At 70.2% G+C, this 23,659-nt stretch carries 19 protein-coding genes; 7 read left to right on the forward strand and 12 right to left on the reverse strand.

Annotated features, from left to right (window positions below):
- Positions 1-24 precede the first annotated feature (24 nt).
- The 3 genes from ACFWW9_RS24615 to ACFWW9_RS24625 all read right to left on the reverse strand — a co-directional run bounded on the left by ACFWW9_RS24615 (position 25) and on the right by ACFWW9_RS24625 (position 3,240).
- Positions 25-813, reverse strand: coding sequence for an SDR family NAD(P)-dependent oxidoreductase (locus ACFWW9_RS24615; RefSeq protein ID WP_390382294.1), 789 nt, complete (start codon positions 811-813; stop codon positions 25-27).
- Between the two features lie 5 nt (positions 814-818).
- Positions 819-1,961 (reverse strand): sedoheptulose 7-phosphate cyclase, encoded by a 1,143-nt coding sequence (locus ACFWW9_RS24620; protein ID WP_390382297.1) that lies wholly within the window; start codon positions 1,959-1,961, stop codon positions 819-821.
- Positions 1,962-2,082: 121 nt separating this feature from the next.
- Complete coding sequence (locus ACFWW9_RS24625) at positions 2,083-3,240, reverse strand: MFS transporter (RefSeq protein ID WP_390382376.1); 1,158 nt, start codon at positions 3,238-3,240, stop codon at positions 2,083-2,085.
- A 201-nt stretch (positions 3,241-3,441) separates the two neighbouring features.
- Here ACFWW9_RS24625 and ACFWW9_RS24630 point away from each other — a divergent pair, with 201 nt between their 5' ends.
- Complete coding sequence (locus tag ACFWW9_RS24630) at positions 3,442-4,692, forward strand: ROK family protein (protein ID WP_390382299.1); 1,251 nt, start codon at positions 3,442-3,444, stop codon at positions 4,690-4,692.
- 292 nt (positions 4,693-4,984) lie between these two features.
- Here ACFWW9_RS24630 and ACFWW9_RS24635 read toward each other — a convergent pair whose 3' ends face one another.
- From ACFWW9_RS24635 to ACFWW9_RS24655, 5 genes are all read right to left on the reverse strand, one after another.
- Positions 4,985-5,158, reverse strand: coding sequence for a hypothetical protein (locus ACFWW9_RS24635; protein ID WP_390382302.1), 174 nt, complete (start codon positions 5,156-5,158; stop codon positions 4,985-4,987).
- A gap of 40 nt (positions 5,159-5,198) precedes the next feature.
- Positions 5,199-7,331: a hypothetical protein gene (locus ACFWW9_RS24640; RefSeq protein ID WP_390382305.1), complete on the reverse strand. Its 2,133-nt coding sequence runs from the start codon at positions 7,329-7,331 to the stop codon at positions 5,199-5,201.
- A 178-nt stretch (positions 7,332-7,509) separates the two neighbouring features.
- Positions 7,510-8,232 carry a M50 family metallopeptidase gene (locus ACFWW9_RS24645; protein ID WP_390382308.1) on the reverse strand — a complete coding sequence of 241 codons (723 nt, stop codon included), beginning with the start codon at positions 8,230-8,232 and terminating at the stop codon, positions 7,510-7,512.
- Positions 8,233-8,514: 282 nt separating this feature from the next.
- Positions 8,515-9,696, reverse strand: coding sequence for a fumarylacetoacetate hydrolase family protein (locus ACFWW9_RS24650; protein WP_390382311.1), 1,182 nt, complete (start codon positions 9,694-9,696; stop codon positions 8,515-8,517).
- 133 nt (positions 9,697-9,829) lie between these two features.
- Positions 9,830-11,665 (reverse strand): LamG-like jellyroll fold domain-containing protein, encoded by a 1,836-nt coding sequence (locus ACFWW9_RS24655; RefSeq protein WP_390382314.1) that lies wholly within the window; start codon positions 11,663-11,665, stop codon positions 9,830-9,832.
- A 184-nt stretch (positions 11,666-11,849) separates the two neighbouring features.
- Between ACFWW9_RS24655 and ACFWW9_RS24660 the strand changes: the two genes are divergently transcribed.
- The 4 genes from ACFWW9_RS24660 to ACFWW9_RS24675 all read left to right on the forward strand — a co-directional run bounded on the left by ACFWW9_RS24660 (position 11,850) and on the right by ACFWW9_RS24675 (position 15,580).
- Complete coding sequence (locus ACFWW9_RS24660; protein ID WP_390382317.1) at positions 11,850-12,965, forward strand: anion permease; 1,116 nt, start codon at positions 11,850-11,852, stop codon at positions 12,963-12,965.
- A gap of 14 nt (positions 12,966-12,979) precedes the next feature.
- The gene (locus ACFWW9_RS24665) at positions 12,980-13,204 is read left to right on the forward strand and encodes a hypothetical protein (protein WP_390382319.1); all 225 of its coding nucleotides are present in this window, start codon (positions 12,980-12,982) and stop codon (positions 13,202-13,204) included.
- A gap of 95 nt (positions 13,205-13,299) precedes the next feature.
- Complete coding sequence (locus ACFWW9_RS24670) at positions 13,300-14,082, forward strand: HAD family hydrolase (RefSeq protein WP_390382322.1); 783 nt, start codon at positions 13,300-13,302, stop codon at positions 14,080-14,082.
- A 91-nt stretch (positions 14,083-14,173) separates the two neighbouring features.
- Positions 14,174-15,580, forward strand: a complete 1,407-nt coding sequence (locus tag ACFWW9_RS24675; RefSeq protein WP_390382325.1) for an aldehyde dehydrogenase family protein — start codon at positions 14,174-14,176, stop codon at positions 15,578-15,580.
- A gap of 43 nt (positions 15,581-15,623) precedes the next feature.
- Here ACFWW9_RS24675 and ACFWW9_RS24680 read toward each other — a convergent pair whose 3' ends face one another.
- Positions 15,624-16,607: a ketopantoate reductase family protein gene (locus ACFWW9_RS24680; protein ID WP_390382328.1), complete on the reverse strand. Its 984-nt coding sequence runs from the start codon at positions 16,605-16,607 to the stop codon at positions 15,624-15,626.
- A gap of 163 nt (positions 16,608-16,770) precedes the next feature.
- On the opposite strand from ACFWW9_RS24680, the gene ACFWW9_RS24685 reads away from it, so the two are divergent.
- Positions 16,771-17,298: a sigma-70 family RNA polymerase sigma factor gene (locus tag ACFWW9_RS24685; RefSeq protein WP_390382331.1), complete on the forward strand. Its 528-nt coding sequence runs from the start codon at positions 16,771-16,773 to the stop codon at positions 17,296-17,298.
- A 43-nt stretch (positions 17,299-17,341) separates the two neighbouring features.
- Here the strand turns inward: ACFWW9_RS24685 and ACFWW9_RS24690 are convergent, their stop codons facing one another.
- Complete coding sequence (locus ACFWW9_RS24690; protein ID WP_390382334.1) at positions 17,342-18,367, reverse strand: hypothetical protein; 1,026 nt, start codon at positions 18,365-18,367, stop codon at positions 17,342-17,344.
- Between the two features lie 230 nt (positions 18,368-18,597).
- Between ACFWW9_RS24690 and ACFWW9_RS24695 the strand changes: the two genes are divergently transcribed.
- The gene (locus ACFWW9_RS24695; RefSeq protein ID WP_390382337.1) at positions 18,598-20,685 is read left to right on the forward strand and encodes a putative Ig domain-containing protein; all 2,088 of its coding nucleotides are present in this window, start codon (positions 18,598-18,600) and stop codon (positions 20,683-20,685) included.
- 59 nt (positions 20,686-20,744) lie between these two features.
- On the opposite strand, the gene ACFWW9_RS24700 is transcribed toward ACFWW9_RS24695, so the two are convergent.
- Positions 20,745-22,271, reverse strand: a complete 1,527-nt coding sequence (locus ACFWW9_RS24700) for an amino acid permease (protein ID WP_390382340.1) — start codon at positions 22,269-22,271, stop codon at positions 20,745-20,747.
- A 121-nt stretch (positions 22,272-22,392) separates the two neighbouring features.
- A complete protein-coding gene (locus ACFWW9_RS24705) occupies positions 22,393-23,640 on the reverse strand; it encodes an MFS transporter (protein ID WP_390382343.1) in 1,248 nt (415 codons plus the stop codon).
- Between the last annotated feature and the right edge of the window lie 19 nt (positions 23,641-23,659).

Below are 23,659 nucleotides of genomic sequence, written 5' to 3' on the forward strand. Positions count from 1 at the left end.
GGTCACTCCTGGGATCGAGTGGACTCAGCTGGCGAGGAATCCCCCGTCGATGCCGATGACCTGACCGTTGAGGTAGGACGCGGCACCGGAGAGCAGGAAGAGCACGAGCGCGGCGACCTCGCTGGGCTCTCCGACGCGGCCCGCGGGGATCAGGCGTGGCCACTGGGCCGCGCCCGACCCGGTGGCGACCGAGTCGAGGTACATGTCCGTGGCGATGGGCCCCGGCGCGACCGCGTTGACGCGGATCCCCGCCCCGGCGTACTCCAGCGCGCCGGAGCGCGTGAGCGACACCGCGGCGTGCTTGGCCGCGGCGTAGGCGGACACGCCGGGGAAGACCGGGCGGAACCCGTGCACGGAGGTGTTGTTGACGATGACGCCGCGGCCGACCGCGAGCATGTGCCTGATCTCGTGCTTCATGGACAACCAGGTGCCTCGGACGTTGACGGCGAAGGCGTGGTCGAACGTGTCCTCGTCGAGGTCGGCGATGGTTCCGGGAGCGGAGGTCCCGGCGTTGTTGAAGGCGCAGTCGAGCCTGCCGTACGTGCTGACGGCGGTGTCGACGGCGCGCTGGACGTCGGCGGAGGAGGAGACGTCGGTGGAGACGAAGACGGCGTGGCCGCCCGCCTCCCGGATGTGGTCGACGACGGCGTCGCCCTCGCGTTTCCTGCGGGCGGCGACGACGACGTTCATGCCGCACGCCGCGGCCGCGATGGCGGTGGTCCGCCCGATCCCGGCGTTGCCCCCGGTGATCAGGAGGGTGTGGCCCGCCAGGTCGGTGGGGAGGTCGCGGGTCGGTCGAGGCAGGTCGTTCACCGCCGTCAGACCTCGACCCGCGGGGTCGTGCGCTCGGAGAGCCGTTCCAGGTGCGCGGCGGCGAGGGCGATCTCGTCCGCGGTGACGTCGTTGACGAAGGTCGACCGGCCGATCCCGGTCATGAGGGGGAGGTTCTGCCGCCCGTCGCGGTGCAGCACGGTGTCGGCCAGTGCGCGCTGGAGCAGGGCGACGTCACCGAACCCCCGGTGCCAGGTCGGCAGGTTGAGGCGTTGCGCCGTGAGGACGGCGCGCAGGAGGTCGTCCTCGCCGAGGTAGCCGCGTCCCGCGGCCAGCACCGCGCTGAACAGGCAGTCGAGCGTGACGGCCTCTCCGTGGAGGAGTTCGGTGACGTAGGTCATCTCGACCAGCGGGCTGAAGGAGTGGCCGTAGTCGACGACGCGTTCGAGGTCCTTCTCCCACAGGTTGCCGCGAAGCTCGTCGATCATGCCGGCGATCGCGCGGCGGATGGCGCTGCGGGCCGCTCCCGGACCTTGGAAGCTGTCGTCGATGAGCCGAGGGCCCTCGGCCTCGAGGATCTCGAACAGCTCGGCGTCCTTGATGAGCGCGAGCTTGAGGATCTCGCCCGCGCCGTTGGAGATCTGCCGGGACGGGACCGTGGCCAGGAAGCTCGGGTCGATGAGGGTCACCGGCGCGGGGCTGTAGGAGCCGATGCGGTTGCGGTACCCCTGGAAGTTGACCCCGGTCTTCGCCGCGACGCTGGTGTCGACGAGCGAGAGCAGGGTGGTGGGCACGCGGATGTGCGGAATGCCGCGGCGGTAGAGGCTGGCGGCGAGCCCGACGACGTCGAGCAGCACACCTCCGCCGATGGCGATCGGGGGGTCGCTGATCCGCTTGGTGCCGATGTCGTCGAGCGCGCTCATGACGCGCAGGACCTGCCCCATGGTCTTGTTGTACTCGTCGCCCTCGATGACGACGAGGCTGATGGGGATCCCCGTCGACGCGAAGTAGGCGATGATCCGGTTTCCGTAGAGGTGGTGGACGTTGCGGTCGACGACGACGAGTCGGAGACCTCGGGAGGTTCCGCCGCCGGGCAGCCGGGAGAGCGTCGGGTTGGCGGGATCGAGCAGGTCGACCGACTCGCGGACTTCGTACCGCACATCCATGTTCGCCGACACTTCCCAGGTCAACGGAGAATCGGACAAGACGTTCACTGCGACTCCAGACGTCACGTCGAAAGGAACACCGGGACAACGAACGCGCACGATCGATTCGTGGCGAACGACCGTGGACGGGCGAGTCGACGTTGACTCAAACGCGCTTGTGGTGCAGTCCTACGAGGACCGCCGCCACGAGGAGCAGCGCGGGCACGAGGAGGAAGGCGTAGTGCATGCTCACGTGTTCGGCGAGGAGGCCTAGCAGGAACGGGCCGGACGCGGCCGCGATACCTTCGCTGATGGCGATGCGGGACAGGGCGAGATCGGGTTTCCCCCCGGAGCGGGCGATGGCTCGGGAAACGGTGAGCGGGAACTGCATCGCTATGCCGAGCCCGCACAACGCCATCCCGACACCCGCCACCACAGGAGAAGACGCGAACCAGAAGGCGGCGAATCCCGCCAGGTTCAGGGAAATGCTCCCGAGGAGGAGCCGGTCCTCGGTGATCCGGCGGGCCAGCCACGCGCCGACGCCGCGGCCGGCCGCGATGCCGACCAGCATGAGGGTGATGGTCATGGTGGCCACCGGCTGCGACATGCCCGTGTGCAGGCGCAGGTGCTCCGACGCCCAGAAGGTCATGCTCAACTCGACGACGGCGCAGAGCAGGAAGAGCCACCACGCCGACCAGTACGCCGACGGCAGCGCGTTCGCCGAGGCGCCGCGGTCGGGGTCGACGACGACCGGCGCCGCAGGCCCCAACCGAACCCTGTGCGACCAGACCACCGTGATCAGCGCGAGCGGGACCACCAGCAGGAGGCCGACCCGCCAGCCCAGGCCCAGCAGCGTCGCGAGGCCGAGCGAGAAGGGGGCCAGCACGCCGACGGTCGAGCTGACGCCGTTGGCCTCGCTGATCGCCGTCGTGGCGCGCGCGCCGTGGTGATCGGCCAACGCCGCCGCGGTGACGTTGACCACCAGGTTCCCGGCGCACCCCGTCACCAGCGCCCCGGTCAGGGTCGCGGCGAGCGAGACCCCGAGGCAGTAGACGAAGGCGCCCACCACCAGCAACAACAGGGCCAGGGCTTGCAGGCGGGTCCGACCGAGACGCCGGATCACCACCGCGCTGGTGAGCCCTGCGGCGACGGCGCCGATGGCGAACGACGTGCCGTGCAGGGCCGCGACCCCGTCGCTGAGCGCGTTGTCGTGTCCGAGGAGGGAGACCGACGGGCCGAAACCGTAGAGGAAGTAGCCGAACACCGACAGTTGGACGTACAGCGTCCACGTGGTCCGGTCACGGGCGAACACCGGCCCTGCCATGGGCTGCACCGCCCGACGCTGAGCAGCGTCCACTACGACCACTCCCCCATGACACGGCTCGCGAACTCGTCCGCAACTGCTCGACCTGCGACGAGTTCACCACGGCGAACTCACTACGATAAGGTCCCCACCAGGCAAGACTTATTAACGAACGTTTCCTTTCTAACCACGTTCCGATCAAGTGTCAAGGGGTCCCACCACATGGCAACACTCGACAGGCGGGGCAACTCACCGTCGGAGCTCCGGCGGATGAACGCCACGGCGATCCTGCGCGCCCTGCGGACCAGCGGGCCCCTCACCATCGCCGAACTGGCGAGCGCCGTCGGGCTCTCGCGGCCGACGGTCGTCAACGCGCTGGAGTTCCTGGCCGAGTCCGAGCTGATCGACTACCACGTCGGCGGCACGGGGTCACCCCACCGGGGGAACGGTCTTATCGGTCGGCCCGCCCAAACGGTCAGTTTCCGCGCACGCCGCAACGTCGTCGTCGGCGTCGAACTCGGCCCCAGCCGCACGGTGGTCGTGCTCGCCGACCTGTGCGGCCAGGTCATCACCCGACGCCACCTCGGATCGCTCACCGGCGAGGACTCCCGGCAGCAACCGGACCAGCTCGCGGAGGTCGTCGAGGAACTGCTGCGCGAAGGCGGGGTCGCGCTCACCAAGCTCGCGGCCGTCGTCATCGGCCTGCCCGGCATCGTCAAACCGGACGGCCGGTCCGTGCGCCAGAACCACTCCGTCCCCCAGGACTTCGCCTTGTTCACCCGCACCATCAGCGACCGGCTGCGCTGCGACGTCCACATCGAGAACGACGTCAACCTCGCGGTACTGGGAGAGTCCTGGCAGGGCGCGGCACAGGGGGCGTCCACCGTCGCCTACGTCCACTGGGGAACCCGGATCGGCGCGGGCCTGCTCGTCGGCGGGCGCCTGCACCGCGGCGCGGCCGGAGCGGCGGGCGAGATCGGCCACCTCGTCACCGGCTTCGGCAGCGCGACCAGCAGGAACCGCACCACGGAACTCGGGGCGTTCGAACGGGACGCCAGCGCACCGGCGATCGCCGCGCTGGGACGAGCGGCCGCGCTGCGCCCCGACGGCGCCACCCTCCTCGACCTCGCCGGAGGAGATCCGCAGGCCGTCCAAGCCACCACCGTCCTCAGCGCCGCCAAAGCGGGCGACCCCGTGGCGATGGCCATCACCGAAGACGTCGTGACCCGCTTCGCCGCGGGCCTGGCCCCCTTGCTGCTCGTACTCGACCCCGACCTCGTCGTGCTCAGCGGAGGCGTCACCCTGGCCGGCACCTGGCTCCTGGACAGGCTCCAGGAACGACTGCGCACCTACACGCTGGAGCCCCCCAGGATGGCACTGTCCTCGTTGCGGAACGAGGCGGCCGCGATCGGCGGAATCCGAGTGGCGCTGGACGCCTTGGAGAACACCCTGCTGCCCACCGAAACCACGTGACCGCCTCGACACCTCGAACAGAACGGGGCAGCTCGCGCGTTTCCACGGTGTGGCAACGATGTCGCTCACGCCGACCGGTCCGCGCCGGGTCCTTCGGTTCGGAGCCGGAGTCGCGACGACCTCGGCACCGATCCGGACCTCGTTGGCGGCGACACAGGCGGAAAGCCACAGCAGAGTTCACCTTGGACGCCAACGCGAGCTTCGGTCCGGAGTCCAGGCCGACCACCTCGAGTGCGACCACGAGCGGCGTCCGCTCGCATTCGCCTCGCGCCGTGGCACAGCCGCAGCGGACTCACTGGTCGTACACCATGTCGAGCAGCCCGATGGCCGCTGACTCGTCGGCAACCCCGTCGAGCGGACCTGCACGCAAGGTCTTGACCAGGTCCTCGTTCAGCTCCGGCTGGATGAACTCGCCCTCGAAGTCGAAGCTCGGCTCGATCTCGAAGAAGAAATCTGCCGCACGCATCGCCACCATCCCAGGTCATCGAAAATCGAGCACAAGATGATCATCGCTGCGAACGATTGCGTAGCCGTTGTTGCAACGTACGCACCACTTCCTGCCACTCCTGCACGTCTACGCCGTAGTCGCGGACGCTGCGAAGTCGGATGTCCGCAACGTCGTCCAACTCGGTGTGCAGGTCGTCGACGTCGTCGCGCTCGCGGCGTCGATCGAGTTGTTCGCTGATCCACAACAGTTGGTGCGCCGATCGGTAGTAGCGCAGTTGGACGTCGTCGAGCCTGCGCACGGCGTAGCCGCCGCACTTCCCGCACCAGTCCGTTTTCTCGAGCCTGAGCAGTTCCGCGACCGAGAGCAGGTCGTAGCTCGTGTCGAGGCGGTCTTGTCGGTGAGCGTGGCTGCAGTAGGGCGAGTGCCCTTTGCCGTAGTAGTCGGGTCGGTAGTTGGTCGTGTACAGCTGCACGTGGGCGAGCACGGCCAAGGGCAAGTCGAGGCCTGAGCCGCGGTGTGGCTCCTGCTCCAGTCGTGGCTTGAACGGGGTGAGGTCGAGTTGGTGAGGGGACAGCAACGCTCGTAACACCGACCAGTTCAGGGATTGCCCGTACTGGGTGTTGATCGTGCGCAGGTCGGGTGCGATGCGTGCCAAGGCCAAGGCTCGCAGATTGGCCTCGATCTCCCGCGGGCCTCGGTAGCTCAGGCGGGCGAGTTGGTGTTCGCCGTCCTGGGTGCTCAGCGGGTCGAACCGGCTGTCGTCGTCCCACGAGGTGATCTCCGCCAGCCACGGCTCGATCAGGGCTCGGGGCAGGTCGTCCGCTCCGGTCAGGAGGACACCCCGCCAGGCCGGGTCTTCTCGGGCGGCGATCGCGTCGAGGTGGACGACCTCGACTCCGGCCGATGACTGGACCAGGTAGAGCTGATGGCCCGCGTCGGTCGCGCTGAGGACCTTGGCCTGGTCGGAGCTGATCGTTCGTCGGTCGGCGACGGGGCCGTCGTCCAGCATCCCCGGCCGCAGCGCACCGGAAGCTCGGCGACCAGCGTTCCAATCGCGAAGGGTGGCATTGGGATCGTTAGGAGGCTGTTCGATTTCTTCGCATCGCAGGACGCTGTCGTCGAGCAGCACTCGACCGATGAGGTCGGGAACTCGGAGGAGCACGGTGCGGGAGTACCAGTCGACGGCGACGGTGTGCGTGGCCAGGACACCCAGGTACCAGCGCGGCAGCAGGTCGACCAGGTCCGCCGTGGTGATGCGGCGCTCCTCGGGCACCGGCACCGTGGCGATCAGCCAGCGATCGGGTAGATCGTTGCCGACCGTGCGAGCCTCGACGATCCACTGACCGGTCAGTTCACGCAGGGCTTGTTCCGCCTCGGGGCGCCCCTTGCGCCTGTTGCCCATCGTGGTGTCCAAGATGTGCCACTCCGCCGACGTGGGTTCTTCCAGGCGCGTCCACCGGGAGGAAACACTCCCCTGCCATCGTCTCCACAGGTCGGTCAGTGCACGACGGGAATCTCCGAAGACCGCGAACTCGGCGCGGTCGACGGGCAACTCCGGCTGTGGGAGTTGCGCCACGGCAGCTGCGTAGACCAGGTTCACCGGGACGATCGTGCTGGCGAATGCGACTCGGAGTTCCTCGGCGTACGCCGCCTTGGGTGCCACGTGGGAACGCGCCCACTCCGACAACCACGGATATCGGCCGATCACCTCGTGCGCGGCGTACAAGCTTTCCACGGCACCCAGCCAGAAGGGCAACAGCAACTCGTCTCTGACGAACCGCGCCTCTTCATGGGCCTTCCAGGCTGTCTCGTCCTCCTCGTCCAGAGGCCACTCGCCTGAGCGCAGCAGCTCGGCGGCCTGCGTTACGTCGCGCCCATCGAGGTCGTCAGCCAGGTCCTCCGGCAGGTAACTCGACAGCTCGTAGAGGACTCCCACGCCCATGAGGTCTCCGAGGAACACTCCAAGCGATGTCGTGGGTCGAGCCCACAGGGCCGACCTGGCGCATCCGGTGCACATCCGCTTCACCGTGGAGGCGGTCAAGGGCACCGAGACTTCGACGGCGTTGCCCGCTTTCAGCGACGAGCACTCGGGGCCGACATGTAGTCGCGCCTGCTTGGACCGCGTGGTGTAGGCCCGGATGGGCACGCCTTCGAAGGGCCCGAACGGAATGTCATCGGTCAGTGCGCGCAAAATTGCGGTCCTCACAGGGTTGGGTGTGTTGCGACACTGCCTTGCGCTGAGGGCGTATGGCAGGCAACACGTACGCGACCACTCGATCGGGTGAAACGGCACCAGCGGCAGCGAGCGTCACGCTGGCCGACTCTCACGCTCAAGTGGCCAACTCAGGGACTCAGTCGGCCGAATCACATCAGGGCCACAGGAGGGGCACGGCGTGCCACAGCGTCCACCCGATCAGCGCGGTCCACACGGCGATCCACACCACGCCGGGAACACCGGTCAGGCGGGCCAGGCCCGCGGCGTCGTCCGTGCTGCCGACGTCGCCTCGGATCCGGTTGTGCACCAGGAACCACACTCCGGTGATCTCGCTGCACAGCAGGAGCCACGTCTCGGTGTAGGCGACCCAGTGCTGCACCCACAGCGGGGACAACGCCGCTGCCACCCATGCGAGCAACCCGACCGCGAGCACGCTCGCCACGGTGACCACCCCCCGACTGACGATCAGGACCAGCCCCAGGACCGCGACCGTGAGGGCCAGCACCATCGGCGCGTGCCCCCGTGCCAGCAGGGACGCCGCTCCGTACCCCGCCAGCGGCGGGGTGGCGTACCCGGCGAACTTCACCACCACGGCGGAGATCCGCGAGTAGTGCCAGGAATGGGTGACGCCCGAGTGCGGGGTGTGCACCCGGATGGTGATCACGCCGCCACCGGTGATGATCCCGGCCGCCGCGTGCCCGGCCTCGTGCGCCAACGTGCCGACGACGTTCAGGCCGAACACCGCGCGCCGCGTCCACCCCACCCGTGGCAACACGGTCACGATCGTCGTCAGCACCGCTATCGCGCCGGTCGCCAGCGGTAGCCACGATCCCGGCGGTGGGGTGGGGACGGTGATCTGCCACGGGATGTCCTGCACCGGTACACCTCCTCCACGCCCTGCCGGAGTCCGGGCAGGGCATGGAGGAGATCGTCGCCGGTCGATCGGCGACGGACACCGCACTTGTCGGGTGCCCACATGGGCACCGGTTTCACCGACTGGGCGATGTGCGACCTGTCATTGCGCCTTGACGACGAGGGTTTACGTCAACTGCAGGGTTGAGCTCGCTCGACACTGCCGAGAAGGGCAGACCCACGGGACAAGCACGCAACGACCCAGCTAAACGCGCACGGGTTCGAGAATCGAGGACGACGCACGGGCTCATCGGATCTCAGCCGGAGCGCCGAGGAGGCCGCGGGCGGCCAGGTTTTGCATGAGTGTCCTGATTCCGGAGGTCCAGGGGGTGGCGTGTTCGCTCTTGACCACTGTGTTCGCCAGCAGGCCGAGGTGGGGGGATTCGATGGTAACTATGTCGCCGTCGTGGTGGGTGAAGCCCATGCCCTGTTCGCCCCTGTCCATCGCCGGGGCGAATGAGGTTCCGGTGAACAGCACGAACCCGTCGGGGTACTGGTGGTGGGGACCGCAGGTGGCTGCCAGTAGGTCGGGTAGTGGGCGGCTGATGGTCGTGAGGTGTCCTACGTGGTCGGTCTGGAAGCCGTCGTTGCCGGTGACGCGTGTGGTGATGGTCGTTTTCGCGATGTCGGTCAGGCCGAAGTCCTTGTCGAACAGGCGGATGAACGGGCCGATCGCGCAGGAGGCGTTGTTGTCCTTCGCCTTGCCCAGCAGTAGTGCGCTGCGTCCTTCGTAGTCGCGCAGGTTCACGTCGTTGCCGAGGGTGGCGCCGACGGCGTTGCCGTCCGGGCCTGCGACCAGGACCAGTTCGGGTTCGGGGTTGTTCCAGGAGGATCCTGAGAGGACGCCTACGTCGGCGCCGACTCCCACCGCCGACAGGACGGGGGCCTTGGTGAAGATCTCCGGGTCGGGTCCGATGCCAACTTCGAGGTACTGCGACCACAGGCCCTGGGCGACCAAGGCCCGTTTGACCTCCGCGGCTTCGGGGCTGCCGGGTGTGACGGCTAGGGCGGTGCCCACGATGTCGTGCAGGGACGCTCGGATGCTGTCCGCCCGTGCGGCGTCTCCCGCAGCCTGTTCCTCGATGACGCGCTCGATCAGGCTGCCTGCGAAGGTCACGCCCGCCGCTTTGATCACCTGGAGGTCGCAGGGGGCGAGCAGGTGCGTAGTTCCCCGGTCACCGGACATGGTCGTGTGGACGACGTCGCGGAGGTTCCAGGTCCGCCCCTGCGCACGGTGGGCGACGTCGAGGACGTCCGGCCGGGCCAGGATGTCGGCGGAGGTCGGGCCGTACGCGGTGATGTCGACGAGGTCGTCGCCACGTCTGACGACCAGGCACGGTCCGTCCACGTCGGGGTCGAAGACCCTTCCGACGAGCACCGCGGCCGGATCGGCGAGAACCACCCGGTCCGCCAACTGGTGGAGAGTCACTGGTAGCTCCCTGCCCTCTTGAGCCGGCGCGGTTCGTCCGGAGCACCGTATCGCGAGCAGTCGGGGCGGTGCTGAACATGAGGAAGGTCGGGGATCCACTCACTTGGAGTTCGATCCCCGACCACCCGTCGAACTAGCGGACCGCGGTCAAGAACTGGTCCGGGCGCAGGGCGCGGGCCACGATTCGGGTGTCGCCGATCCAGCCGTAGAACCCGTGGCCGTAGCGGAGGGCGAACTGAGTCGCGCCGATCACGAACGGCTTGCCCAGGGTCGAGATGCCCTTCGACTCCTCGGCGGCGTTGCGGGAGATCTTCGCGCCGTCGACGTACATCGTGGTGTGCCGCCCGTCGTTGACCACGGCCACGTGCGTCCACCGGCCCACCGGGATGGCGTGGCTCCACGAGGTCGGGTCGGCGTCGGTGGGGACGGGGTAGACGACGAACTGGAGGAAGCGCTCCCCCGACACGTTCAGGCTGCACGTGGGTTCTTCGGGGGACCAGCCGCTGTGCTTGCCCGCGTCGCCGCTGCGGCCCTCCCAGCTCAGCACGCCCATGAACGCGTGGTCGCCCTCGAACGGGTCGGGCAGTTTGAGGTAGGTCTCGATCGTGTAGCCGGACTCGAACCGCAGCCGGTTGATCGGCGCGTTGTCCGCGGCGCGGAGGATCGCGGCGCGGTCGGGGGCGCGGCCGCCGCCGAAGCGCAGGCTGGCGTGGGCGGGCTGGGTGTCGTGGTGCTCGGCGGACCACGTCAGCAGGTCGGGCGCGGTCGCGTTCGGGTGGACGACGGTGAGGTCGTTGCCGTGGCCGGTCAGGTCGCGGGCGACGCTGCCGGGCGCCACGGGCTGGCCGTCGGCTCCCGCGACGGGCAGGCCGTCGGTGTCGAACCGCCAGTACGCCACGGTGTCCTTGACCAGCACGGCGGACGCGGGCCGCGGTTTCGGCAGGACCGGGGGCGCGAATCCGGCGAAGCGGGTCCGGAAGTCGATGGCCACGGAGAACCGGTCGGCGTCGCCGGTGAGCCGGGCCGTCTCCACCTCGGGGACGGTGTCGCCCTGGGTCAGCAGCCACGGTGAGGAGGTCTCGACGTCGATCACGCCGCGCGCGAGGTCGAAGGTGTAGTAGCGCACCATGCCCGCGCCACCGTAGTAGCGGTCCTGGTAGTTGGTGATGTGCAGGTGGACCGGGTTGCCGTGGTCGTTGACGAGGGTGGTGCGCCCCGGCGGCCAGTAGTGCCCGTTGAGGGTGAGGAACACCTGGTCGTTGCGGCGGATCAGGCCGTCCCACAGGCGTTGCCCGTGCGCGGACAGCGCGGCCTGGCCGTTGTCGGCGGACACCAGGTCGTGGGTGGTGAGGATGGCGGGCAGCGTCCGGTGGTCGTCGATGACGCGCTGCGCCCACGCGAGGCCCTGGTCCGAGACGCGCCAGTCCAACGCCAGCAGCAGCCACTTCCGGCCGCCCGCCTCGATGACGTGGAAGCTGTTGTAGCCCTTGGGGTCGTGGCCGCCGTAGGTCTTCATCCTGGCGAACCTGCTCGGCGGGAACGTCCGCGAGTACGGCGTCGGCCCGCGCTGGTCGTCCGTCCCACCCGGAACGTCGTGGTTGCCCGCCAGGACGCTGTAGGGCAGGCGGCCGTCGAGCGTGCGGAACACCGCGTCCGCCGTGCGCGTCTCGCGGTCGGTGCCGTGCTCGGTCACGTCGCCGAGGTGCGCGAGGAACACGACGTCCGGTCGCTTCAGCAGCGCGCGCAGGGTGTGGCGGACCGGTTCCGGGTCCGAGCCGCCCTCGTCCAGCAGGTACTGGGTGTCCGGCAGGACCGCGATCGTGAAGCGGGCGTCGTCGTGGCCCGGCGACGGGCTCGCGGACGCCTCCGCGCTCGTCGCGCCGAGCAGCGCGGCCGTGGCGGGAGCGGCGAACGCGGCCTGGAGAACGGTGCGGCGTCCGACGCCACCCGAGGGCGTTTTGTCTGGCATGTAACGGTTCCTCCCCGAATCGACAACGCTGGTCAGCCTGTCGACCCGGCCCTCCCGGCGATCGACATCCAGCCGAACAACAGCCGCACACCCGCCGAAATCGAGTGACCAGCCGCTGTTCACCCGTTGTTCGGATTCGGCTCGTACCTTCGGGGCAACCCCCGCCCAGACGGAGGAGGAGACCATGGACGTCTCGCTGATCGTGCTGGTGGTCGTGGTCACGGCCCTGGCTTTCGACTTCACCAACGGCTTCCACGACACCGCCAACGCGATGGCGACGTCCATCGCGACCGGGGCGCTGAGCCCCAAGGTCGCGGTGGGCATGTCGGCGGTGCTCAACCTCGCGGGGGCGTTCCTGTCCATCGAGGTGGCCAAGACGATCTCCAGCGGGATCGTCGACGAGAGCAAGATCAGTCCCGCCATCATCTTCGGCGGACTCGTGGGCGCGGTCGTGTGGAACCTCGCGACCTGGTTGCTGGGCCTGCCGTCCAGCTCGTCGCACGCCCTGTTCGGCGGCCTGATCGGCGCCACCTGGGTCGCCTCCGGCGCGGACGCCGTCCACTTCGGCACGGTCGTGGAGAAGATCCTCATCCCCGCGATCGCCTCGCCGCTGATCGCCGGGCTGGTGGCCGGGCTCGCCACCTACCTCGCGTACACGATCACCCGCCGCGCGGCCGGGTCCACGCGGACCCGCGGGTTCCGCATCGGCCAGATCGCCTCGGCGTCGCTGGTGTCGTTGGCGCACGGCACGAACGACGCGCAGAAGACGATGGGCGTGATCACCCTGACGCTGATCACCGCGGGCTCGCTGCCCGCCGGGTCGCGGCCGCCGCTGTGGGTGATCATCACCGCGGGCACGGCCATCTCGCTCGGCACGTACCTCGGCGGCTGGCGGATCATCCGCACGATGGGCAAGGGCATCACGGACATCGAGAGCCCGCAGGGGTTCGCCGCCGAGACCAGCGCCGCCGCGGTGATCCTCACGTCGTCGCAGCTCGGGTTCGCCCTGTCCACCACGCACGTCTGCTCGGGCGGCGTGATCGGCTCCGGCGTCGGCAAGCGGCTGGCCGAGGTGCGGTGGAGCGTGGCGGGCCGGATGGCCGTCGCGTGGCTGCTGACCCTGCCCGCCGCCGCGGTCGTCGGCGCGCTGGCGGGTGAGCTGTCCTCGCAGGGCACGGTCGGGACGATCGTGGTCGCGCTGGTCGCGATCGCCATCGGGGCGGGCTGCTACGTGGCCTCGCGCCGCGACCCGGTCGGCGCCCACAACGTCAACGACGTCCCCGCGCCCGCCACCGTCTGAGCGAGGAGTACACCGTGCACGTGAACTGGAGCGCACTCGGAGTGGTCCTGGTCGTCGCCCTCACCGTGGGCGTCGGCACCGTCGGGCTGTTCTCGCTCGGCATCGTCGCGCTGGACCGGCGGGAGACCGCGCTGGCCGACAACCGGCCCGCGGGCGCGGCGACCGCGACGACGGTCCTGTGCTTCCTGGCCTGCGCCGCCATCGTCGCCTTCGGCATCTACCTGGTCGTCGTCCGCTGAGCCGTTCGGGCAACGACGCCCGGACGCCTCCCTCCGTGGGGCAGGATCGTGATCACCGCGGTGATCGCGCCGCCTGCCCCCGGAGGTTGGACGACATGATCGACGACGGACTGGTCGCGCCGCGGGCGCTGCTGCTGGACTTCGGCGGCGTCGTGGTGACCGGCACGCGGCGGCCGGGGTGGGACGTGGAGTTCGCGGCCGAGATCCGGGCCAGGTTCGCCCTCGCCGGGTTCGACGCCCCGGACGAGGAGCGGATCCGCCGCGACCTCGGCTACGGCCGGGACGCCGAGAAGCGGTGGAAGAACGCGATGTCCCGGCCGCGGGAGCCCAAGGAGCTGACCCACCGGCAGTTCTGGGCGGACTTCGTCGCGGCGGACTGGCCCGCGCCCGCGTTGGCGCTGGTCACCGCGGAGGCGACGGAGCTGTGCAGGCGCATGGGCGAGCTGGCGCGGGAGCGGACGTTCCGGCCCGGTCTGGCCGCACTGCTCGACGTCGCCGACGCGCACCGCGTGCCGGTCGGCATCGTCAGCAACGCGCTGTGCGGCGCGGTCCACCGCGACCACCTGCGGGTCAACGGGATGGGCGCGCGGTTCGCCGTGCAGGTCTACAGCGACGAGATCGGCATCCGCAAGCCGCACCCCGGCATGATCGAGGCGGCCGCCGCCGCGCTCGACGTCCCCGTCGAAACCGCCTGGTACGTCGGCGACAACCTCGACCGGGACGTCCTGTGCGCACGGCGGGCGGGCGCGGGCGCGGCGATCCTGGTGGAGGACGAGGGCACCCACAACCCGCCGTTCCGGCCGTACGTCGAGGCCGACGCGCTGCTGCCCGACCTCGACGCCCTCCGGACGCTGCTGCTCAAGGCCCTCCAGGGCTGAACCGGGGTGTGCCGCACCCCGGAAGCCACGTCCTTCCTCGCGGGCGGCGGCCCCCGCAGGCTGGGCTGGTACCAGTCCTGGAGGAGTCGCAGTGCGCACGTTCACCATGACCGTCGACGGGGTCGCGGTCGGCAGTCCCACCACGTTCGACGTGATCGACCCGAGCGACGAGACCGTCCTCGCCAGTGCCCCGGAGTGCACCGACGAGCAGCTCGACGACGCCGTCGCAGCGGCCCACGGGGCGTTCCCCGCGTGGGCGGCGACGCCGTTCGCCCAGCGCCAGGCCGCGCTGATCGCGATGGCGGACGTCGTCGACGCCAACGCCGACGAGCTGCACCGGCTGGTGACCGCCGAGCAGGGCAAGCCCCTGGCGATGGCCGCCGCGGAGGTGGCGGGGCTGAGCCACTGGCTCCGCGCCACGGCCGCGCTGACGCTGCCGGAGACCGTCAACGAGGACGGCGCGGACCGGCTGTCCACCACCCGCCGCGTCCCGCTGGGCGTGGTCGCCGCGATCACCCCGTGGAACTACCCGCTCGGGCAGCTGTCGTTCAAGCTCGGCCCGGCGCTGCTCGCGGGCAACACCGTCGTGCTCAAGCCGTCCGACCTCGCGCCGCTGTCCGCGCTGCGGCTGGGGACGCTGCTGGCCGGGGTGCTGCCCGCGGGCGTCCTGAACGTCGTGTCGGGCACCGGCGACCTCGGCGCGCGGATCACCGCCCACCGGGGCGTCGACCAGATCAGCTTCACCGGGTCGACGCGGACCGGCCGCGCGGTGATGGCCAACGCGGCCGCGCGGCTGACGCCGGTCACCCTCGAACTGGGCGGCAACGACCCGGCGATCGTCCTGCCGGACGTCGACGTGGCCGCCGTCGCCGAGGCGCTGTTCTGGGCGGCGTTCGCCAACTCCGGCCAGATCTGCCTGGCGGCCAAGCGGGTCTACGTCCACGCGGACGTCTACCCGGAGTTCCGCGACGCGCTGGTCGCGTACGCGGCGACGGTCCGGACGGGCGATCCCACCCAGGAGGGCGTCGGGCTCGGCCCGGTGTCCAACCGCCGCCAGTACGAGGCCGTCCTCGACCTCCTGAAGGACTCGGAGGACCACGGCCACACGGTGCTCACCGGCGGCTCACCGATGGGGCGCAAGGGGTTCTTCGTCGAGCCGACGATCGTCGACGATCCGCCGGAGGACGCCCGGATCGTCCAGGAGGAGCAGTTCGGCCCGGTGCTGCCGCTGCTGGTCTACCGCGAGGTCGACGACGTCGTCGCCCGTGCCAACGCGGGTGACCTCGGGTTGGGCGCGTCGGTCTGGTCCGCGGACCCGGTCGCGGCGCGCGCGATCGGCGACCGGCTCGACGCGGGCACGGTGTGGATCAACGAGGTGATGCACCTGTCGCCGCTGGTCCCGTTCGCCGGGCGCAAGCAGTCGGGCGTGGGCGCGGAGAGCGGCCTCGAAGGCCTGCTCGCGTTCACCTCGCCGCGGACCACCACCGTCAAGCGCTAGGAAACCTCCGGGCACGGCGGGAGGCCGTGCCCGGAGGCGCGGTTCACGCCGTGAGGCCGACGGCGTCCAGCAGGTCGAGCGCGGGCAGCGACCCGGCTTCCCGGTGCTCGACCGCGAACCGCCGCGCCAGCACCTGCAACGCCTCGTTCACCGGCGTCGCGATCCCGTGCTCGCGGCCCAGTAGCACGATCTCGCCGTTGAGGAAGTCGGTCTCGATCGAGCCGGTCCCGCGGGCCAGGCTCTGCCACGTCGACCCGCCCTCGCGCGTCTCGCCGCCGACCGGCCGGACGTCGAACCCACCGGACAGCTCGGCCGCCGGGGCGTGGGCGATCCCGGCCGCGGTCAGCACCGCCTCGCCCTCGGCCAGGGCCGCGCGCCACACGTCCTCGACGCCGGGTTGGCCGCCGCACAGCGCCTCGACGGCGTTGCCCAGGTTCGCCACCAGCTTGCCGTGCTTCCACCGCATCGCGTCGGCCACCGACTCGGCCGTGAACGCCGATGCCGCCAGGTCGGCCGCGACCGCCTCCGACACGGCGTCCACGCCGCTCGGGTAGACGCCGAGGCGCAGCACGCCGGTCACCGGGGAGCCCCACGCCGTGACCGCGCCCGGCCGCACGTGCGTCGCGGGCAGCGAGACGCACAGGGCGTACACCCGGCGGAACCCGCGCAGCGCGATCCGCTCGTTCGCCACGCCGTTCTGCGCGCACACCAGCGGGAGCCGCGTGCCCGCCGTGCCGCCGCCCTCGACCGGCTGGGACTCCCACGCGTCCACGGCGGCCGCCGTGTCCTGGGACTTCACCGCCAGCACGAGGACGTCGTCGGCGCGGAGGTCGAGGTTCGACGGGTGCCACACGACCGGCACCGGCAACCGGTGCACGCCGGAGGGCGTTTCCAGGGACAGGCCGTGCTCCCGCAGTTCGCGGTACTGGGCTCCCCTGGCGACCAGGACGACCTCGTGGCCGTGCTGGAACAGACGACCGCCGAGCGCTCCACCCACCGCGCCCGCGCCGATGACGACGTACCTCACGCACCCACCCCTGACGTCGCGATGACCCGAAGTCGACCTCGGACTGTAACCCGGAAGTCACCGCGTGGACACGTGACGCACCCGAGTGGCTCACTCGTGCCATCAGGTGTGCCAATGGAATAGCGAGGACCGCGGCGGTGTCCTCAGCGGTGAGGTGAGGCATGTGAGAAACGAGCCGACGGCGACCTACGTGCGGGAAGCGGTGGACTACCGGCCAGTCCTGCTGGCCAGCGCGCTGCGGATGACGCGAAACCCGGCGGACGCCGAGGACCTGGTGCAGGAGACGTACCTGAGGGCCCACCAGAGCTGCGACAGCTTCGAGGGCAACCACCTGCGGGCGTGGCTGAACCGGATCCTGTCCAACGCCTTCATCAACGCCTACCACTGGCGCAGGCGACGGCCCGAGGTGCTGGGGCTGGACTCCCGGTCGGACGACCCGGCCGGGGTGGCGGTCGGCGGCGACCCGGCCGACGAGGTGCTCGCGGCGCTGCCGGACGAGGCGCTCAAGGACGCGCTCGCGTCCCTGTCGGCGATCAACCTGCGCGTGGTCGTGCTCGCCGACGTCGAGGGGTACTCCTACCAGGAGATCGCCGCCGCCGAACGGATCCCGGCGGGCACGGTGATGAGCAGGCTGCACCGCGGCAGGCAGGCGCTCAGGAAGGCGATGCTCGCCCGGTCCGGGGCGGAGTGACCCGGCGGCGGACGGGAGCGCTCCTCCCGTCCGCCGCGGCCGGTCAGCGCTCGATCGCCTTCTGGCCGAGGGTCACCAACGCCTGGTCGTCGACCAGGGTCCCGTCCCACACGGCGGTGAGCCGGGTGATCTTGCTCTGGGCGTCCAGCTCCAGGGCGTTGAGGCCCCGCGGCACCGGCCTGCCGGTGGCGGTCCACTCGTAGCCGCCACCCTGCCCGCTGCCCACGACGTGGCGCACCGCGAGGCCGTTGCCGGTGTACGGGAGCACTCCGGCGGCGCTGGTGAGGTACGCGCCGATGCTGCGCGGGCCGAGGATCTGCACGTGCGCGGGCATGTCCTCGAACACGGCGTCGCCCGCGAACAGGCCCGCTGCCGCCGCGCCGTCACCGTTGCGCAGCGCCGCGTTCAGGCTGTTCGACACGGCGCGGATGCCGCGGGCGGCGGTCTCCCCGGAGAGGGACTCCTTGAAGTCCTTGGGGAACTGGTCGGCGGCCAGGCGGGACTTGTTCAGGTTGTCGGTGCCGAAGTGGCGGCCGTCCCAGTAGTCGACCCAGCGGGTGATCTTGCCCTGGCGGTTGAAGTTCACCACGCCCGCCGCGCGCATCTCCGACGGTCCGAACAGGTCCTTGGTGTTGGTGAAGAACACCACGGCGCTGGAGGAGTCGCCGAGGATCCGCACCGGCGAGGAGGTGCCGTTCGCGGGCCACTGCGGCATGTAGGTGGCGAACAGGTCGTGCAGTTCCTGCCAGGAGTAGAACGGCCAGCCGAGGATGGCGTCGATGTAGTTGGTGGACCTGCGGTCGAAGAACGCCATGAGGCCTTCGGGGTTCTTGGCGCTCTTGGTGCGGAAGTAGTCGCTGAACAACACCGACACGTCGTGCTCGGCGTGGGAGGTGTCGATGACGGTGGTGACGCCGGGGACCTGCCGGACGTCACCACCGCCGTACCCGCTCGCGGAGGCGAGCCCGGTGGGCAGCAGCGTGGCGGCGGCCACGGCCGCGCCACCGAGGGTGGCGCCGCGCAGCAGTCCGCGCCGGGACAGGGCGACCTGCTCGTCGGGGAGGGTCATGGTCGTGCTCCTAGGCTCGTTCGGGGTTGCGGCGCACAGTGGACAGCGCGACCCCGGCTCCTATTCCACGTTCCGGCGGGAAGTTCCACCAACCCTGGTAATGGACGATTCCCGCTATACCGAGACAATTGCCGCAAACTCGTTCCCAGTGAAAAACCCGCCGTTGAACAGCGGCCTGACCTCGGTGAACCTGTCCCTACCACCTCCGGTGGGCCGGGAAAGGAAATCCGATGAGAAGTAGAGCGCTCCCTGCCGCGCTCGCCCTCGCCGTCAGCCTGTTGGGCGTCACCCTGACCGCCACGGAGGCCCAAGCCTCCGCGTGCGGCGACCAGGTGATCGCCAACGGCGGCTTCGAGAGCGGCACGACCCCGTGGACCCAGACCTCGGGGGTGATCTCCTCCGCGACGACCGCGGAACCCGCGCACGGCGGGACCAAGGACGCGTGGCTCGACGGGTACGGCACGACGCACACCGACACGCTGTCCCAGTCCGTCACCCTGCCAGCGGGGTGCACGTCGGCGTCGTTGAGCTACTGGCTGCACGTCGACACCAAGGAGACGACCACCACCGTCGCGTACGACAAGCTGACCGTGCAGGTCGGCACGGCCACGGTGGCGAGCTACTCCAACCTGGACAAGAACACCGGGTACGTCCAGAAGACGGTCGACGTCTCGGCGTACGTCGGGCAGACCGTGACGCTGAAGGTCACCGGCGTCGAGGACTCCGGGCTGGCGACCAACTTCCTGCTCGACGACGTCGCACTGAGCACCGCGGGCGGTGGCGGCGGCACGCAGAACCCGTCGGTCACCAACCCCGGCAACCAGAGCGGCCAGGTCGGCACGCCGGTGTCGGTGCAGGTCCAGGCGTCCGACCCGCAGGGCGACGCGCTCACCTACAGCGCGACGGGCCTGCCCGCTGGGCTGGCCATCGCCTCGGGCACCGGCCTGATCTCCGGGACACCGACCGCGGCGGGCACCTCGACGGTCACCGTCACCGCCAAGGACCCGGCGAACAACAGCGGCTCCACCACGTTCACCTGGACCATCGGCGGCACCACTCCCCCGGACACCACCCGGACGCCGATCAACCCCGCGTACACGGTGAGCCTGACGTCCAACACCGCGGGCGACACGTGGACCGGCCACCAGTCCGTCAGCTTCACCAACGGCTCCGCGACCGCGCTGCCCGAGGTGTACCTGCGGCTGTGGGACAACTACCACGGCACCTGCCCGACGACACCGATCACGGTCACGGCCGTCACCGGCGGCACGCCGTCGGCGCTGAGCGTGAACTGCACGGCGTTGAAGATCACCCTGCCGAGCCCGCTGGCACAGGGCCAGTCGGCGACCATCGGCTTCGACCTGAAGATCGTCGTCCCCAGCGGCGCCGACCGGTTCGGCCACGACGGCGCGTACAACATGATCGGCAACGCGCTGCCGGTGCTGGCGGTCCGCGACGGCGCGGGCTGGCACCTCGACCCGTACACCAACAACGGCGAGTCGTTCTACCAGCTGATCAGCGACTTCGACGTCACGCTCGTGCACCCGACGTCGCTGCTCACCCCCGCGACCGGCACGTCGACTGAGACGACCAGCGGGTCGACCACCACGACCCACGCGACGGCCGCCAAGGTACGCGACTTCGCCTGGGGCGCGGGCCCGTTCTCGAAGATCTCCGGCACGTCGGCCAAGGGCTACAAGGTCAACGTGTACGGCGTCAGCGGCATCTCCAGCGGTGACGCCAACTCCATGCTGACCCTGGCCAAGGACGCGCTCGACGTCCACTCGGGACGCTTCGGCGACTACCCGTACCAGGAGATGGACGTCGTGCTGGACAACAACTTCTGGTTCGGCGGCATGGAGTACCCCGGTTTCGTCCTGGACCTGGTGTCCACCACCGCGCTGCCGCACGAGCTGGCGCACCAGTGGTTCTACGGGATCGTCGGCGACGACGAGTACAACTCCCCGTGGCTGGACGAGAGCTTCACCGACTACGCGACGGACCTGTACAAGGGCATCACCGGCAGCGGCTGCGGCATCACGTGGCAGTCGAGCGCGGAGAAGCTCACCAACTCGATGGCGTACTGGGACGCGCACTCCTCGCGCTACTCCAGCGTCGTCTACAACTACGGCAAGTGCACGCTGCACGACCTGCGCCGCCTCATCGGCGACACGGCCATGGCCAACCTGCTGAAGACCTACGCCCAGTCCCACTGGTACGGGGTCTCCACGACGGCGGAGTTCAAGGCCGCCGCCCAGACCGCGGCGGGCTCGACGGACCTGACGTCCTTCTGGGCGCAGCACCGCGTCGAGGGCTGACGACCGGTGTTCCCCGCTGGTGACGGGCCGAGAGGGCTCGGCCCGTCACCAGCGGACCGTCAGATCGAGTCCAGGTCCCGTTCGATCGCCGCCAGTTCCTCCGGTGTGCCCTGGACCTTCGGGCCGGTGAACCACTTCCGGGCCGAGGCCAGCCACCAGATGCCCGCGAAGCCGAGCACCACGAGGACGGCGATCGGCGTGTAGTTGAAGTTCTTCGCCGTCACCGGGCTGGCTTGCGGGAGCATGAACAGGATCGTGATGAAGACGACCCACACGACCGCGACGATGCCGATCGGCCTGCTCCACCTGCCGAGGTGCCACGGTCCGCGTTGGAACTTGTCGCCCTGCAACAGCCTCAGCAGTGTGGGCATGACGTAGGCGATGTAGAGGCCGATCACCGCGATCGACGTGACCGCCGCGTAGGCCGTGGCGTTCCACAGGTACGGCAGGCCCAGGACGAACGCGCCGCCCGCGGCCAGCCAGATCGCGTTCGTGGGCGTCCGGGTGCGCTTGTTGATCTTGTGCCAGAACTTCGACGCGGGCAGCGCGCCGTCGCGGGAGAACGCGTAGATCATCCGCGAGTTCGCGGTCACCGAGGACATGCCGCAGAACAGCTGCGCGCCGATGGCGACGAGGAGCAGCAGCTTGCCGCCGGTCGCGCCGAGGGCGTCGATGAAGATCTGCGCGGGCGGCACGCCGGTCGAGCTGCCGATCGCGCCGTCGTAGTCCTGGATGGCGAAGGTGATGCCGACCAGCAGCACCCAGCCCGCGATGAGCGAGACCACGATGGACATCACGATGCCGCGCGGGCCGCTGCGGGCCGCGTCGTGGGTCTCCTCGGTCATGTGCGCCGAGGCGTCGTAGCCGGTGAACGTGTACTGCGCCAACAACAACCCGAGCAGTCCGACGTAGAGCGGCGACGTCCAGCCGGTGTTGTTGACGAACGTGGTGAACACGTACGAGGCGGACTGGTGCTCCGACGGGATGAACACCAGCGCGCCGACGATGACCAGCACGCCGACGATGTGCCACCACACGCTGATGTCGTTGAGCAGGGACACCAGTTTCACGCCGAAGGTGTTCAGCAGGCCGTGCAGCACCAGCACGAGCCCGAAGATCAGGATCGTGTGCGCGGGCGTGGCGGCGAAGCCGAACTGGAGGTCGAGGAAGGCGTTGATGAAGAACGCGGCCCCGAAGTCGATGCCCGCCGTGACGGCGACCTGGCCGAGGAAGTTGAACCAGCCGGTGAACCACGACCACGCCGCGCCGTTGCTCGGCGCGAGCTTGGCCGCCCAGTAGTACAGGCCGCCCGCGGTCGGGAAGCTGGAGCAGACCTCGGCCATCGCGAGGCCCACGAGCAGCGTCATCAGGCCGACGAACGGCCAGCCCCAGACGATCAGCGCGGGGCCGCCGGTGTTCATCCCGAACCCGTAGAGGGTCAGGCACCCCGACAGGATCGAGATGATCGTGAAGGACACGGCGAAGTTCGAGAACCCGGACATGGTGCGGGAGAGCTCTTGGGCGTATCCGAGTTCGTGGAGCCGCTTCTCGTCGGCCGACAGTGGGGTGCCTACGTCGTCGCTCATCGGTGTCCTCCTCGATGCCGAGGGTCGTGCGCGGGCGAGCAAGATCCGGGCCATTTGGCGCCCCGGCGGGTGTCCGTGTCAAGAGAGCGACCGGCGATCGTTACACGCCGAAACGCACAGGTCAGTTCCGGGCGGCGGGCGTGTCGTCGGTGAACCGGCGCAGCTCCCGGCTCGACGCCGCCACCACGGCGGTCAGCGCGAACCCGGCGCCGAGCACGAGCACCGCGCCCGCGCCGCCCAGCGCCGCGGCCAGGAAGCCGCCGAGGACGGGCGCCAGCGGTGAGAGGCCCATGCCCGCCGCCGTCAGCACGGCGTCGAGGCGGCCGAGCATGTCGTGCGGGACCAGCCGGGACACCGCGACGCTCAGCACGACGTTGAGCGCGGGCGTGACCACGGCGGTGACCAGGAGCGGGACCATCGGCCACCACGCGGCGACCGGGAGCGCCATCACGGCGTTCGACCCGGCGAAGACCACGAGGATCGCGATGACCAGCTGCCCGGCGGGCAGCAGGCCGCCGATCCGGTCGGACAGCACCGCGCCGACCAGTCCCCCGACGCCGATGCCCGCGAACACCGCTCCGGTGAGGACCGGTCCGCCTCCGCGTTCGCCGACCAGCACGATCACCGGGATCAGGATCCCGCCGCCCAGCAGGTTCATCGCCATCACCGCGGCGGTCGCCGCGCGCAGACCCCGTTGGCGCCACAGCCATCCGACGGCCTCGACCGCCTCCCGCCACATGCTCGCCCGCGCGGTCTTCTCCCCCGTCTCGGGGTGGCGGGGCACCTTGGCGAACACCGAGCAGACCACCGCGACCACGAACGTGACGGCGTCGACCACGAACGGCAACGCCCGCCCCAGTCCGAACAGCACACCGCCCAACGACGGGCCGATCAGCCTGGCCGCGTGCGAACGGGCTTCCTCACGCGCGTACGCGGAGCGGAGCTGTTCGGCCGGGACGACACCGCGCAGCGCGACCGTGCGGGCCGGTCCCCCGAACGCGGCGCACGCCCCGTCGACCGCGCCCAGCACCAGGAAGTGCCAGATCCGCACCTCGCCCGCGACCACCACGACGGCCAGCACGGCGGCGTTGAGCGCCTGCACGCCCTGGCTGGTCAGCAGCACGGCGCGGCGGTCCCACCGGTCCACCCAGATGCCCGCGGGCAGTTGGACGCCGAGGAACACCGCCGTCCGGGCCCCCGCGACCACCCCCGCCAGCCCCGGCGACCCGGTGAGGGCGAGCACCAGCAACGGCATCGCGAGCCGCGTCAACTCGGTGCCCAACTGGGACACGGCACTGCCGATCCAGAGCAGCTGGAACGCGTGGTTGCGCCGCAGCGGCACGACGTCGGGCACGGGGTTCTCCTCCATCGGCGCGCTTCGGGCCGAC

Source organism: Umezawaea sp. NPDC059074 (assembly GCF_042738955.1).
In the GTDB taxonomy this organism is placed as follows: Bacteria; Actinomycetota; Actinomycetes; order Mycobacteriales; family Pseudonocardiaceae; genus Umezawaea.

What these genes read in the sequence shown, in the direction of transcription:
- ACFWW9_RS24705 (WP_390382343.1), bottom strand. Translation starts at nt 23,640, where the DNA reads ATGGAGGAGAACCCCGTGCCCGACGTCGTGCCGCTGCGGCGCAACCAC.
- ACFWW9_RS24690 (WP_390382334.1), bottom strand. Translation starts at nt 18,367, where the DNA reads ATGACCCTCCCCGACGAGCAGGTCGCCCTGTCCCGGCGCGGACTGCTG.
- ACFWW9_RS24625 (WP_390382376.1), bottom strand. Translation starts at nt 3,240, where the DNA reads ATGGCAGGGCCGGTGTTCGCCCGTGACCGGACCACGTGGACGCTGTAC.
- ACFWW9_RS24670 (WP_390382322.1), top strand. Translation starts at nt 13,300, where the DNA reads ATGATCGACGACGGACTGGTCGCGCCGCGGGCGCTGCTGCTGGACTTC.
- ACFWW9_RS24700 (WP_390382340.1), bottom strand. Translation starts at nt 22,271, where the DNA reads ATGAGCGACGACGTAGGCACCCCACTGTCGGCCGACGAGAAGCGGCTC.
- ACFWW9_RS24695 (WP_390382337.1), top strand. Translation starts at nt 18,598, where the DNA reads ATGAGAAGTAGAGCGCTCCCTGCCGCGCTCGCCCTCGCCGTCAGCCTG.
- ACFWW9_RS24630 (WP_390382299.1), top strand. Translation starts at nt 3,442, where the DNA reads ATGGCAACACTCGACAGGCGGGGCAACTCACCGTCGGAGCTCCGGCGG.
- ACFWW9_RS24660 (WP_390382317.1), top strand. Translation starts at nt 11,850, where the DNA reads ATGGACGTCTCGCTGATCGTGCTGGTGGTCGTGGTCACGGCCCTGGCT.
- ACFWW9_RS24635 (WP_390382302.1), bottom strand. Translation starts at nt 5,158, where the DNA reads ATGCGTGCGGCAGATTTCTTCTTCGAGATCGAGCCGAGCTTCGACTTC.
- ACFWW9_RS24655 (WP_390382314.1), bottom strand. Translation starts at nt 11,665, where the DNA reads ATGCCAGACAAAACGCCCTCGGGTGGCGTCGGACGCCGCACCGTTCTC.